We start from the raw sequence: 13,366 nt of genomic DNA, 5'->3' as shown, positions 1-13,366 counted from the left end.
AGTCATCCTTAAAAGCGTAAAGTCGCATCAAACGAGACGGAGAGATTGCTTTCGCGTTTGCCGTCGTAAGGGCGTTTATCCCAGTTCAGCATCACCCCGGTATCCACGACGTTATTCCACTGAATGCGTTGCCCGTAACCCAGCAGGGTAATGGCGCCAGGTGATTGATTTTTCTGCCAGTATCTGCCGCCGCCGGCGACAATCTGCTGGCTCCAGAGGGTGTCGTAGTGGTGGTACATCTCATGGTCAACGGACAGGGCGGCCGTGACGGACAGATCCCGCGCCGGGTTGTAATAAAGCGTATCCCGTAGGCTGTTTTTACTGGCGGCGATCCCCGGTTCGAGATCCAGCGTCAGGGACGGGGTCTGCCAGAGGCGTTCTTTCCCCGTGAGGACATATTCCTGACGGCGGTTATGGTCTGAGAAGCGGCTGACGGCGGCGCTAAGCTGATACTCCCGGCGCTCGTTTTGATACCAGCGCACTCCGCCTTCGCCACGGTTCGCGCTTATGCCATTGCGTAGCGCCCGTAAGGGCGTGGTGCGGGAAAACCGTTCGAGGCTACCGCTGAACTGCCAGCTGTCACTGAGGCTGTAAGTCGTTGAGAGCCGGGCACCCGGCTTGTTTTCACCGTGATAGCGGTTGCTGGAGATCTCGGCTTCGAGCGTCAGGTCACGGGGCCGCCACTCAACGCCGCCCAACAGGTGGCGGCTGATGCCTTTGCCTTCGTCAAAATTGCCCTGTGCATAGCGGGCGCCGGCAAACAGCCGCCAGCTATCCGCCACGGGCGGGCCATAGAGCGTGGCGTCCCAGCTCATGTCGTGGGTACCGCTGACGGGGTTATCTGAGTGCAATCCTTTACCCGCGTTCAGACGCAGTTCAGACATATGGTGGACCGCCCTGAGCCGGTCCAGGCGGCGGGCGCTGCGATCGGCGGGCGCGCGAGACAGCACGTCCTCAGCCAGTAAATCCATCTGTCGCCACTCCTGAAGGTCCATTGCGACGTAAGCCTGCTGTTTTTCAAGCTCCAGATTCGACGGTTCAAGCGTCTCTGCTTGCTTAAGCTTTTGCTCGGCCGCGCGCGGCAGGCCCCGCGCCTGAAGCAGGGCGGCATAATCAATCTGTAGCCCCTGATTGCCCGGAGCCGTTGACGCCAGACGATGCGCCAGCTTTTCGGCCTCCGGCAGGGCGTTGGTCGCCAGCAAATAGTTAAAGTTGAGTGACTGTCCGGTAAGCCACCGATCGTTTGGCTGGGCGGTGGGGGACCCGAAATCGTAGCGGGTCCAGGGAACGCTGCGGGTCTCGCGCTCAACGTAGCGGCGGGCGGCCTGATACTGCCCCGTATCCAGCCAGGCGTAGAAAAGCGCATGTTCCTCGTCCTGCGGATCGGAGGCGTATTGTGGATAGCGTTGCACAAGCGAGAAGGCGGCGACGGCGTTTTTCTCCTGCAAATATGCAGAGATCACCCAGCCGATGGCCCACTCCGGCACCGGATGCTGTGCGGCTGTCAGCGCCTGATATTCGCTAATGACCTGCCGGTAATCACCCTGCGCATACAGCGCACCAAGCCGATCGATACGGGCAAGGACGATGTCTTCAGCCGCCTGCGGGTCGTTTTGCCAGCGGGAAAGCAGGGCCTGGTAACGATCTAATGCGCTTTGTGCCAGCCGCAGGCGCTCTTTCTCCGTTCTGCCCGGCACATCCGCCAGGCGTACCCGTTCAGCCGCGGCGTTACGCTCAAGGCGGCGGCGCTCCGCAGGAGAGAGCGCCGCGTTTTGTGACAGCCAGAGTGCGGGCGTGCTTACCCGGTTATCCGTTAGCGCATCGATCGTCTCGCGAAGAAGGGCCTCATTCCCTGGCGCGGCGCTCAGCGCCCGCATGTCCGCCAGCAGCCGATCCCTGTTTTTTCCCTGGCGCATCCAGACATAGGAGAGCGTCTCAAGGTGCGCGGAAGAAGGCTCTTCCTTTACCAGTTGCCGGGCTTCCGATAGCGCGAGACGATCCATGCGGGCATCGGCCAGGGTCTTCACATAGCCGATGCGGTAATCGTCGTTATCCGGCGCAAGGCTGCGCGCCTCTTTCCACAGCGACAGGGCAGATGGCCAGGCCTTTTGGTTTCTCCTGGATTGCGCGACAGCAGCGATGGCGCGAGCGGGCAGCGGCATATAGATGCCATAACGCTGCCAGACCTGGATAACCTCATCATCGCGCCCTGCCCAGGAGGCAACCTGTAACCAGTCCGCAACCTGTTCGGGCGTTAAAGCATGTTGTTGCTCATAGCGCTGTAGATAATCAAGAAACTGAGCGTAATTACCGTTACGTGCCTGTTGAATCTGATGCGCATAAGCGGATTCATCAGCCTGAACCAGAACAGGAAAGAGTAAAGGCAGGAGTAATAATATAGTGGTGCGATAAAAGAATAACGTAGTGAAGCGAAGCGATCTTTCCATATCTATTTGCCATTTGTTTATCATGAATCCATTGCATAACACGGCCGCCTTTTAACTCAGCGTTAAAGGCCATAAAGGAGAACATTAAATCTGAATGGTGCTACGTTACGGGATACTTACTTAAAGGTAATTATGAGCCCTCATCTCGGTGATTCAGTTGGGGGTAATGTACACCCGATGTGTTGGGGGATAAATAAGTTGAAAAGCGGGTGGGGTGTTTTGAGATAATTCTGGAAGATGACGGTTTTTTAGATAATTTAATTTGCGGCGTTTGTTTTTAACTTGTTGATAATATTGATTTTTTATTCGTTTGTTTTTCTTTTTGTTATATTCGAAATGAAGTTCTGCTCAGTTAATTAAAGTACTTTCCGGTGCGTGTTTGGGAAGTTTCATGACAAAAATTCTTAATGTTCAGGGAAGTGACTTTTCTGAAATTCTTTTTTATTTATAATTAACGTCAGCCATTGAGTGATAGTCTACGAAAAGTCTAGCTCACCAATGTGCATATTGAGGGATGATCAAAGCCAGAAAACATTTGCCGTTAATGTAAAGCGCTATAAGCGAAAGCGTTCTTCTTTCTTAAGAGGCGGGCTTGCTTTAATCTAAAAGGGATGGTTAGTGGCGACTTCAATTGTGTTAGTGACTCAGGATTGTTTCCTTGTCAGGGGGATGCGGCTATTTTTCCCGGATATAATTTGCCTCAGTTCGATTGACAGAAACATATTTGATACCGGTGCAGATGAATATACTGTACTGATTGATAGCCGTACGCCGCTCCGTTTATATGATTACCTGATACGCCATCCGGCCAGAACGAGAAAAACGATCTGCTGCGTTATGCTGGATATGCACCCTCGAGAGGAGGACCTTCTCAGTATGAAGCTGTTTATGAACACGTCGCTTACGGCGCCGGATATGGCGTCGTTATTCAATCTGGTGCTCGATATGAAAGGCAGGCGTCTGACAACCAAATGGCTGCTTAACTTACGCCTGAGTCGACACGAAGCGGTAATGATCCGGTTGCTGAAGGCAGGGAGGTCAATGGAAGAGATTGCAGATAAGCTAAATATGTCGGTCAAAAGCCTCTATCGCAAGCGAACGGTGCTGTCGGAGCGGTTAGGGGCGGGGAACTTCAACGAGGCGTGTTTGTTCATCTTCAAAAACAAACTGCTGGACGCGGTTGGGAACGATCCCTAGCTTAGTCAGAAGCCAAAAGCACAAACCCGCCACGAGGGCGGGTTCTTTTAATGGACATAATTCAGAACGACCAGCGCAGATTGGCGTTAACCGAGTTGACGCGGGTATCCGCACCATATTGTCCCTGATAACCCACATCCAGCGTCGCAGCACGCGACAGCTGTACGCTCACGCCGATATCACCCACCATTACGTCCTCATCGACGGCCTGGCCCTGAGTAATGAACGCGTCGCTGCCCGCAAACGCCATGCGCGAAGAGGTATTCTTATCGCCATAAGCGTGCTGCCAGCCCAGCGAACCGTAGAGGTTAACGTTCTTCGGCAGCTCGGTCACACCGCGAACCCCGAGTGTGGAATAGAAGGTGTTCATCGTTTCGTTACGTACGCTCAGCGCAGCGGCACCGCCGTCTTCCCTGAAGCTGTCGGTATGCAGCCGGATGTACGATAAATTGACGAACGGCTCAATATTCATATCAGGCTGGCCGAAACGGTAGCCCGCTTCGGTGAACGCCAGAAGCGAGTTGGCGTCGTAATCCGACTTCAGCCGATCCGAGAAGCCGCTGAAATCAACATTGCGCTCGCCTTCGATCTTGTGCCAGGTGTAACCCAGCGCGCCGCGAAGGGAGAACGCATCCTGTTGACCCGCCGCATACAGGCCAAGATGGTAGTTGTCGGTATCCGCTGAGGAACGACGGCTGTCGACGTCGTAATCACCCCGGCTGTAGCCGAAATAGCCACCGACACGCACGTTATGATCCGCCAGCTTGCGATCTGCCCCCAGCAGGAAGCCGGTGGTGTTGCCGTCCAGCTTGCCCACATTGCCGTCGCCGCTGTTTTTACTCCAGGAGCTGAAGGTCTGGCCCCAGACGCCATTATTTTGCGGCTCCGGCTGCTGCACCAGCGACATTGCTAACGGTGGTATCGGCAGGCTGTCGTTATCAAACGCGCGCTGCATACGCTGGTTTAACACGTTGAAAACCTGCGTGCTGCTGGCGATCAGGTTGGACTGCATTGACGGATAAACTTCGCCAGACAGCTGGTTGAACGCCTCGCGCGCTTCCGGTGCGCTGAGCAGCAGCAGCGAGTTATACAGCGCCAGCGACGGGCCGCTTTGCGTCAGCGTGGAGAGCGCGCCGGCGGTATTCCACTGGTTGCTGCTTTTGGCCACGGTCTGGAAAATCCCCGGCTTGCCGCTGCCCGGGTTTTCACCGCCAGGATTCTCACCGCCAGGGTTTTCCCCTCCTGGATTCTCACCTCCCGGATTTTCGCCTCCGGGGTTTTCTCCTCCCGGATTCTCACCTCCCGGATTCTCACCTCCCGGGTTTTCGCCTCCAGGATTTTCACCGCCGGTCTCTTTCTGCGCGATGGTCAGATCCACGGCGTTGGTGCCTTGCTTGAGCGCCACGTCCAGGAAGGCGGATTTGGAAATCGCTCCGGCGAACTCACCGTCAATCCCTCCCTCGGAGGTTAAAATGCGGTAGCTTTGGCCCGTTTTATAGCTGGTTTGCGGGTCCAGCGCGGTGACCTGTACCTTAGCCTTATCGCTAATGGTGGTTTTGCCCGATACCAGCAGTTGGTCGCTGCTGCCATCTCCCGCGATATCTACGTCATAGAAGGATTCGCCGATAAAGTTCAGATAGCGTTTCAGCGTCAACGTACCGATAGTGCCGTCACCGGGCGAGATATGCCCCCCGGACAAGATCTCGGTCTGGCCCAGCGTGCCGTTGCCGCCCAGCGTGCCGCCGGCCTTGATTGACGCGGCGCTGCTGTAACCCGCCCCGTTGCTGACGTCTGAACCCGCCGTCGCGTTGAGGATCAGCGTGCCGCCGTTCTCCGCGCTAAGCGTCTGAATATCAAAAATATCGTCTTCTGGCTGGGTGTTAATATTGCTGGCAATGATGACTTTACCGCCCCGCGCGGTTACGTTCGCCTTGAGTCCGGAAAGATCGCCGTTCAGCGTCGTCTGCCCGGAGGTGTTGATCACCTCACCTTCGCCGCTCATCTTGTTGCTGAAGACGTAATTTGCGTCGGTATGGTTGAAGTAGACATAGCTGCCGAACAGTCCGCCACGCAGGCTGATTGCCGTCTTCGCATCAAGGGTACCTGCGCCGCCCGCCGTGCCAAGCGTTGGCTCAGTTAAACCCGTGCCGGTGTCCATATTGCCGCGGCTGCCGATGATGAGCGCTCCCCGGTTCGAGCCGGAACCCGATGTCCCCACGATCAGCGCATTGCTGCCTGCGGAAAATGAACCGCCGTCAGTCACCGACAGCACGCCATTGCCATAATCGCCCACGCTCACGCTGCTGCCGCTGGTAAAGCGCGAGTCTTTGCCCGCAATAACCAGCTCGGCCGTTTTACCTGCCCCGGAGACGCCCGCCACCTGTACGCCGCCCACGTTAACCGCCCCGCCGTTCAGCACGTCCAGGTCGCCATAAAGCGTCAACGTACGGCCAACGTTCCACTGTGAGCCGCTCCCCGTGACGGTGGCTTTCGGGCTTAGCGTGTCGGTTTCACCCGGCCCGGTACCGTTGCCGATGCGCGCATCGTAGGCGGTGCTGAGCGCCGCGCCGTCCTCAATCGCCAGCGTGGAGCGTGCGCCCAGATCGGTGCCTACGCTAAGAAAATTACTGGTCACACGAGAGCCGGCACCCGTGGCGATAAGGTGGCTGTCGTAGCCGCGGGTGGTGCCGACAACGATCTCCTTTGCGCTCGCCAGTGCGCCTTCTTCGACCCGCAGGGTGCCGAGACCAAGATTCAGGTCGCCGCGCAGGACGTACCGATCGTTCACCGCGTTAAGCTCAGCGTTTGGCCCGCGGACCGTGACCACGCTTTCATAAATTTGGCCGTCGAACAGCCGACCGATATTGATGTTATAGGCGGTGATTTTGCCGTTATCGATCAGCAGGTTTCCGCGTTGGTTACGTCCAACATAAACATCTCCGGTGTAACCCAGCGTTTCGGTAATACGCGAGTCGCCATCAAAAATGGCATCAGCCGCACGCGCGACATCGACAGGTAAAAGCAGTAGCAGCGGTGCGGAAAAAAGAGCGAGGTAAAGTCTGGAAAGCGGCGTCTTAACCGCTAAAGAATGCGATGTAGAGTTATTCACGGGCTATCTCCGTACTCATTAGCGTGATGTCAGGAAAATCGTTTTTATATGACAACTCAGATACGTCGAATAATGTAAAAGGCGTTATTTATGTACGCCTTTTGATGTGGCGTTAATTATTTATGAGTGACAACAGGTGTACAGGTTGGCGCGCTCAGCGTCGGTGCGGATCCTAAAATTCCCGGCATCATCATTGATGAACAATCAAAAATGCGCCCTTTTTCCGTCGTAGCGCGATAAGTCAGTTTTTGTCCTCCCAGTGCGTCCGGCTGGGCGCCGTTAACGTTGGTCACGGTTATTTCATCTGATGAGCCCAGCCCCAGCATTTTAGCGGTCTCTGCCTGTAGAAGTGGAATAGCCTGATCGGTTTTCAACGTGGAACAACCCGCCAGCATCAACGTAACGGTTATAACGATTAGTGGCTTTTTCATAAATTATCCTTGATATCCAATCAGTTAATTTTGCTGATTGTATTTATGTTTTCTTTTACCCAAACCAGCGAATAATATATTTCTCTTTCCTAATCGAAAAAACCCTCCTAAAGTAGGGTAGGTAGAGAATAATTCATCCGTACTCTAAGATATGCGAAGGTAAAAGGAGGATCCTTTGGGACAGAATTATGCGTTAGTCGTTGATGACCATCCATTGGTAGCAAGCGGCATCGCCAATTTTCTGATTACACATTGCCAATTTAAGCAGGCGTATGTGGTGACGAATGAGGATGATTGCTACCGTCAAATTAGGGACCATGGCCCGCCACGTTTGCTGGTAATCGATTTTTGGCTCTCGTCCGGTACGGCCTTGAAATTACTCAAAGAAGTAAAAGAACTTTACCCCCAGGTTCGACTCCTGGTGGTCAGCGGGGATGACAATAATGATATCTGGCGGAAAGTTCATGCCGCCGGGGGGCACGGATTTGTATTGAAAAGCGAGCCACCAGAAATGTTCTCACGGGCCGTTTTTGCCCTCACTGATAATCTGACCTGGTTTCCTGAGGGTAACGAAATTTCCGTTAAGTCGAATAATGAGCGGTTAAGTAAATTTAACTTAACGCCGCGACAAATTGACGTATTAAATATGATTATGCGCGGTCTGCCAAATAAACGCATCGCCGCCCAGCTTTCAATTTCTGAACCCACGGTCAAAGAACACATCAGCAATATTTTGAAAAAAATAGGCGTTAACAGTCGGGTCGAAGCCATCACGCTTTTGCATGGCAAGCAGGAACCGTCGGAATGAGGTTTTTCCAGAGCTTACAAAACGAGGGTATCTCTGCTCCGGCGCAGATCCGTTTGCTAAACAACACGTTTCTGCGGCTGGTATTCAGCTTTAGCGCGGTGCCCTTTGTTGGTATTCCTTTCGCCATCTGGATTTATATGCTTGGGGACAAACTCGGCCCAACGATTATCTGGATAATCATTTATCTGCTATGTGCCGTGGCGATACGAATATTGCACCGACGCTATCAGCGCGAAGCGAAAGAAAACGATGAAAGGGACGTCCTGCGACGCTGGCTTCCGCGTATTAATAATATTGCCTTTATTCACGGGCTGGGCATTTCATCACTCTATTTAATTACGCCACAGACGCAGAACTTTGACTTTTTCCTGTTACTTAATATCAGCATCGCCGCTATCGTCGCCGCCAATGCGACGCATCTGACGCCGGTCATCAGCACCTTTACGCGCTTTTTCTTCGCCTCATGGGGGGCGCTGAACCTCGGTATTATCTGGCGGCTCGATGAGTTGATGTTCATCGTGCTCATGCTGAATCTGCTTTACGGCTTCGCGATTTATCGCCATGCGTTAACGTCACATGCGTTCTTTATTCAGCAAGCGCTGCTTGAGGAAAAAAGCTCGCGCCTGGCGGAACAGTTTCGTCAGGCCAAAGAGGACGCGGAGCAGGCGCTGCTGGACAAAAACCAGTTTCTGACAACCGCCAGCCACGATCTGCGCCAGCCCGTTCACGCTATGGGCTTTCTGATCGAAGCCATCCTCCACCGAAACCGGGACGACAGCCTGACGCCGCAGCTTCTTGACCTACAGCAGAGCGTTCGCTCGGTACATTTGATGCTCAATTCTCTGCTCGATCTCAGCAAAATAGAATCCGGGAATATACTTTCTGCCCCTGGCAAAGTGGATATCGGCGCTCTGCTCGACTCGGTCATCACGCTGTTTCGCGAAGAAGCCAACAGCCGCGCGCTTAGGCTGGGCACCCGGCGACCTAAACGCCGCATCTACGTGATGGGCGATCCGCTGCTGGTGCGACAGTCCCTGATTAACCTGATTCAAAATGCCCTTCGCTACACGCTCCAGGGCGGCGTGCTGGTCGCCATCCGACCGCGCGGTGACGAGTGTATGGTGGAAGTGTGGGACACGGGGGTCGGTATCGCCGATGATGAGAAAGGCAAAATCTTCTCACCTTACTACCGCCCCGAGCTGGCATGGAAGATCGATAGCGCCGGGCACGGGCTGGGGCTGGCCGTCGTTGCCCGTTGTGCCAAGCTGATGAAGGTGAAATACGGGATGCAATCCATTGAAGGTAAAGGCTCACGCTTCTGGATGCGCTTCACCCAATACGCTGGCGAAGACATCGCGCCGGATATCCCGCCCGCCTCTGACAACACCGCTACGCCGGTATGCTATGCGCCACTGCACGGTTCCTGCCTGGTCGTCGATGACGATCCGCTGGTGACGTCTGCCTGGGAGAGCCTGATGAGCGTCTGGGGAATCAACGTACGCTGTGCGGCCTCCGCTGAAGAAGCGTTTGCCATCATCGACGATGGCTTTACGCCGTTTGCCGTGCTGTGCGACCAGCGCCTGCGATCCGGCGAAAGCGGCTTTGATATCCTGAAAGCGCTTTTTGAACGCCTGCCGGATATGAGCGGCGCGATAGTCAGCGGCGAATTTAATTCACCGGTTCTGCTGGAGGCAGAGCAGGAAGGGTACCTGGTACTCCGCAAGCCTCTTGAGCCGGCTAAGCTACATGCGCTGCTTACGCAGTGGTCAGGATGTCGTTAAGGGAATGCAGAAGGGTTGATTCTGGCGGGCTTTGAATGCAAAAACGGACCTCCGTGGAGGTCCGTTAATATGAATTTGGTGCCCGGACTCGGGAATATTCAGTTGATTGTTGAACTGATTTTCACATTAAAATTATGACTGGCTAAAATTCAGGAGCCGAGAGTTGACCCCTTTTTCTGTCTGTAGATTAAGGTGCGCTAGTTAAACAGACACTGATTCACTATGTTGGATTGCGAATAATTGAGGTGGCTGAGTCTCCCGGCATTCGCGGGATGTTAGTTTACGCATTGTCTGATGAAGCGCGGGAGCTTTACTTGTGTGTGGGATTTGAGCCATCGTCGATAGTGTATGACTGAATCATTCAATAAAAAGCATGTGAATTCTTAAGTTTGCATACAGTTATTCTATATTCTGTTAGTGTTCTATTTGTTGTGCTTATATAATGGTCGCCTTCGCTTTAATGAGTCTGTAATATTATTTTTCTCAACGTTTTATAAGGATATAATGAGGGGGCTGGTTTATTGAATGGTCACTATTGAATGGAAAAAAGGAAAAGATATGATTTTCAGACTTGTAATTGCATTGGCTCTCGCGGGGGGATTGTCAGGGTGTAAGGTTTCTTCAATTGATGCAAAGAAAAATGAAAAAAGAACTATTCCAGTAGTTACAACCTCACAATTAACAGAACAGGATGTCTTTGGTAATGAGGCCACGCTGAATATCTCTGAAGAAGACATTCAGGATGCGCTTGGTGGTGAGCAAATCGTCGTTCCTGTGCATTCATCTGTCATTCTGGTCCAGTCGGGAAATCAGGCTCCTGAAGCTGTCATGCAACAGGAAATGAGTAAATATTATACTGTATCAACATTTCCCGGTATACCGGCTAAGAAGAACGTAGCACTTTGCAACAAAGATGCTGTTGATACAGAAAATATGAATTATATGCAGGCTCTTCGTTATATTGCAGCGAAAGGGAAACAGAGGGCGATTTTAGTTTATTGGGGTAGGCTGGAAACAGGAAAATTCGATCCTGTAACTAAGGGCGTTTTGTGGTCGGAATATAAGAATGAAAAACTCACACGAGGAGATACTATATACCGCTATCTGTTACGGTTTGCTGTGGTGGATGTCGCTACCGGGGAATGGGCAACTTATTCCCCGACAAACTATGAGTATAGCAAGCAAGTATCATTTACAGATTTTAATGGAATTACCGAACAACAGCTTATTCAGCTCAAAGCAAAAACATATGAGCGGGTAGTTGCGGATTTTGTGAATAGATTTAACTAGTCATGCTTTATGCCTGTTTTTACCGTCTGCCGCCGATGATTTGTGGCGGCAGACATTTATATAAGAAATTTCTCTCTTCCGGGTTATCTTTTTTCCCTGACCAGAAACCATGCCATAGGGGTGTCCGTCAGTGCACGCATCAGTGCCGGGTGCGGGAATAAACCCCTTTGCTGTAATGCCAGGTTCCCGGTATCGGACGTTTTTGCATTTCCAGGTATAGTTCTTTGGTAAAATGATGCTGCTGATGACTCATAAACAACCTCATCCAGTGGGATACTGGCAAAAAGCACCAGTAAGGCCAGTAGGGTAACTCCCGGCCTTTCATCAGCCGGATTTGCTCGGTTTTAGCTACTGCTTCCAAATGTTTTTTACAAAAGCTGTCTGATATGCAGAGGGAATTAATGATCGGAGTAGTCATGCGCTTTGGCTCCACTTAAAACATCCGCTCGCTCCACAGGCTGTATGCGCTGGTACCTGCAATACAGTGATCCCAGCTAATACTTTCATAAATAAACGAAACGGATTCCTCGGGTTGGGCGTCGTTATCATTAATAGCATGCGCTACATCCAGCTGGATGTCGATGATTCGGGCATTTGTCAGCTTTATTTTGTAGTACAATTCATTGACTCCTGCGCGACTGGTTCGGAATAAGTTAATCTCGCATGACAAGACTTCGTTCTCACTGATGGCTTTATTTAGTAAAGGTGAAGACTTATCGACAGGTTTTCTTATTGTCAGCATCTGGTGATTAACGTTTTGCTGGCGGGAAATACCGTGCGTCAGTTCCTGGACCATAATTTGATCTTTGTGAGCGGTTTGCGCTTTATTGCCAATTGAATCCTGAGAGCAGCAGCCGGCAGAAATCAGGCCTTGCATTTGTCCGTTCAGTGTTAAATAGGTAAGGTTAGCCATGAAATATCTCCGAAATAATTAGTTTTGATTGCTGTTTGTTTCTGTGTTAATGCTTTCTTGCAGTAACAGCCAGCGGCTTAATATGCCATCTATTCGTTCTCGAATTTCTTTTTCCTGTACGCTAGTATCCTGCCCCTGAATCTTTGATGCCTCATATTGCGTGAGCAAGTATTCTAAGGGAACGTCCTGATTCAGCGCTCTTTCAGCTTGATAAATTACCGTCTTGATATAGGAAAGTGTGAACCCTTCTTTATTCTGTTCCCGTTTCACTAGCAGTTCTGCGAACGTCCGTAAATCCTGTCTTGTTTGCTCCCATCCTTTCATTTTGGGGCTGCCATCAGCATGGGCCTTCAGCGCACTATTCCACTGCGTTGTGGTCTGCTGCTGTAGCAGACTTTCGGGCCATTGGCTGTCTGCGACACGAGTCATCCTGACTCCGCTTTCCAGAGGATGGAGAGGAGATATGCTGAGTAATGGCTTAAGCCGTTGTTCATAGTCGCTTAGTTGTGGTGATGCAAGCCAGATAGCGGCGGCACCCAGTGCTGTGTCACGCACCTGCGCTATCTGTTGCTGTAGTGGGCGAACCTGCCACCACCAGAGAAGAAGGGCTACCATCCCGGCTAACATTATACCGGCGATAAATCCACGTAGCTGAAAACCGGCTTTCTTTGTGGGTAGTGCGTTCACACCCCGGTTTTCAGGTACCGCAACCCGGATTTCGGACAGTTCCGGTATTTCCGGCAGAGGTGATAATGTGGCTTCGGATGTTAGCGTCTGCGGTGTATCCGGCGTATAAACCAGCGTCCTTACTCTGGATTGTGCGGCAACGTTGCCTGACCGATTTCCCTCCTGCTGTTTGCGGCTGTTTTGCATAAACCACAGCAGGTTTTCCATACGCGGCAGGCGTTTCAGTTCAGCCTTTTGCTGGAGTGCGTCGCAGATCACCTGCAATGCCCGCTCGGCACGGTATAACAATGGCAGGTCAGCGGTGGAGAACGCTAACTGCTGTCGCAGAACAGTGCTGGTTCGGGCATTGAACCAGTCGAGCATTTCTGTTCGTGCCTGAGGATTCAGCGGCCAGAATTTATCCCACTCACGGCTGATGAGTGCCGCCAGCAACTCTGTACCCTCGCAGAACCCTGCCAGTCCGTGAAGACGGGTGCGTGCCAGCGTATAGTAGGTGGCGGAATGCAGATCCACACCGCTTTTTTTGAAAATTACCAGCGCCAGCGATTCAACCCGCTTCCAGTCCATCACTGGCCGGGAAGGATGGCTGGCCTTATTGATCTCTTCTCGTATGGCGCTGAACTCCGGCAAACCACGCGGATCTTCGCCTGTGATGATAATCTCGCTGAGTTCATTATTACTCATCATCATGTCCTTATGTACC

10 protein-coding genes and 1 pseudogene are annotated in these 13,366 nt (G+C 52.3%); 5 read left to right on the top strand and 6 right to left on the bottom strand.

Annotated features, from left to right (window positions below; translation table 11 throughout):
- Window positions 1-8: 8 nt before the first annotated feature.
- Window positions 9-2,447 (bottom strand): poly-beta-1,6 N-acetyl-D-glucosamine export porin PgaA, encoded by a 2,439-nt coding sequence (gene pgaA, locus N5C09_RS15850; RefSeq protein WP_279749401.1) that lies wholly within the window; start codon window positions 2,445-2,447, stop codon window positions 9-11.
- A gap of 669 nt (window positions 2,448-3,116) precedes the next feature.
- Here pgaA and N5C09_RS15845 point away from each other — a divergent pair.
- Entirely contained in the window at window positions 3,117-3,644 is a 528-nt protein-coding gene (locus N5C09_RS15845; protein WP_063451244.1) for a LuxR C-terminal-related transcriptional regulator, read from the top strand.
- A gap of 61 nt (window positions 3,645-3,705) precedes the next feature.
- Here the strand turns inward: N5C09_RS15845 and N5C09_RS15840 are convergent, their stop codons facing one another.
- The gene (locus N5C09_RS15840; protein ID WP_279749400.1) at window positions 3,706-6,753 is read right to left on the bottom strand and encodes an autotransporter outer membrane beta-barrel domain-containing protein; all 3,048 of its coding nucleotides are present in this window, start codon (window positions 6,751-6,753) and stop codon (window positions 3,706-3,708) included.
- Between the two features lie 116 nt (window positions 6,754-6,869).
- Entirely contained in the window at window positions 6,870-7,184 is a 315-nt protein-coding gene (locus N5C09_RS15835) for a lipoprotein (protein WP_063451200.1), read from the bottom strand.
- A gap of 175 nt (window positions 7,185-7,359) precedes the next feature.
- On the opposite strand from N5C09_RS15835, the gene N5C09_RS15830 reads away from it, so the two are divergent.
- The 4 genes and pseudogenes from N5C09_RS15830 to N5C09_RS15815 all read left to right on the top strand — a co-directional run bounded on the left by N5C09_RS15830 (window position 7,360) and on the right by N5C09_RS15815 (window position 11,063).
- Entirely contained in the window at window positions 7,360-7,992 is a 633-nt protein-coding gene (locus tag N5C09_RS15830; protein WP_112793091.1) for a response regulator transcription factor, read from the top strand.
- Window positions 7,989-9,773 carry a hybrid sensor histidine kinase/response regulator gene (locus N5C09_RS15825; RefSeq protein ID WP_279749398.1) on the top strand — a complete coding sequence of 595 codons (1,785 nt, stop codon included), beginning with the start codon at window positions 7,989-7,991 and terminating at the stop codon, window positions 9,771-9,773. Before N5C09_RS15830 ends, N5C09_RS15825 begins: the two co-directional genes overlap by 4 nt.
- A gap of 227 nt (window positions 9,774-10,000) precedes the next feature.
- Window positions 10,001-10,129: pseudogene (locus N5C09_RS15820) on the top strand (GNAT family N-acetyltransferase); the annotation flags it as partial.
- Between the two features lie 202 nt (window positions 10,130-10,331).
- Complete coding sequence (locus N5C09_RS15815; protein ID WP_279749452.1) at window positions 10,332-11,063, top strand: hypothetical protein; 732 nt, start codon at window positions 10,332-10,334, stop codon at window positions 11,061-11,063.
- A 139-nt stretch (window positions 11,064-11,202) separates the two neighbouring features.
- On the opposite strand, the gene N5C09_RS15810 is transcribed toward N5C09_RS15815, so the two are convergent.
- Genes N5C09_RS15810 through N5C09_RS15800 form a run of 3 tightly spaced genes read right to left on the bottom strand, consistent with a single transcriptional unit; the run spans window position 11,203 to window position 13,347 of the window.
- Window positions 11,203-11,481 carry a hypothetical protein gene (locus N5C09_RS15810; RefSeq protein ID WP_279749397.1) on the bottom strand — a complete coding sequence of 93 codons (279 nt, stop codon included), beginning with the start codon at window positions 11,479-11,481 and terminating at the stop codon, window positions 11,203-11,205.
- A 15-nt stretch (window positions 11,482-11,496) separates the two neighbouring features.
- Window positions 11,497-11,976, bottom strand: a complete 480-nt coding sequence (locus N5C09_RS15805; protein ID WP_107533775.1) for an Hcp family type VI secretion system effector — start codon at window positions 11,974-11,976, stop codon at window positions 11,497-11,499.
- Window positions 11,977-11,994: 18 nt separating this feature from the next.
- Window positions 11,995-13,347 carry a VasL domain-containing protein gene (locus N5C09_RS15800; protein WP_279749451.1) on the bottom strand — a complete coding sequence of 451 codons (1,353 nt, stop codon included), beginning with the start codon at window positions 13,345-13,347 and terminating at the stop codon, window positions 11,995-11,997.
- Window positions 13,348-13,366 lie beyond the last annotated feature (19 nt).

Source organism: Enterobacter sp. GD03975 (assembly GCF_029838645.1).
In the GTDB taxonomy this organism is placed as follows: domain Bacteria; phylum Pseudomonadota; class Gammaproteobacteria; order Enterobacterales; family Enterobacteriaceae; genus Enterobacter; species Enterobacter quasihormaechei.
Note: the sequence above shows the minus strand (reverse complement) of the source record. Positions and strands in the feature narration are given on the sequence as shown.

Coding starts and splice junctions, on each gene's coding strand:
- N5C09_RS15845 (WP_063451244.1), top strand. CDS start 3,117: ATGCGGCTATTTTTCCCGGATATAATTTGCCTCAGTTCGATTGACAGA.
- N5C09_RS15800 (WP_279749451.1), bottom strand. CDS start 13,347: ATGAGTAATAATGAACTCAGCGAGATTATCATCACAGGCGAAGATCCG.
- N5C09_RS15815 (WP_279749452.1), top strand. CDS start 10,332: ATGATTTTCAGACTTGTAATTGCATTGGCTCTCGCGGGGGGATTGTCA.
- N5C09_RS15805 (WP_107533775.1), bottom strand. CDS start 11,976: ATGGCTAACCTTACCTATTTAACACTGAACGGACAAATGCAAGGCCTG.
- N5C09_RS15825 (WP_279749398.1), top strand. CDS start 7,989: ATGAGGTTTTTCCAGAGCTTACAAAACGAGGGTATCTCTGCTCCGGCG.
- N5C09_RS15835 (WP_063451200.1), bottom strand. CDS start 7,184: ATGAAAAAGCCACTAATCGTTATAACCGTTACGTTGATGCTGGCGGGT.
- pgaA (WP_279749401.1), bottom strand. CDS start 2,447: ATGGAAAGATCGCTTCGCTTCACTACGTTATTCTTTTATCGCACCACT.
- N5C09_RS15810 (WP_279749397.1), bottom strand. CDS start 11,481: ATGACTACTCCGATCATTAATTCCCTCTGCATATCAGACAGCTTTTGT.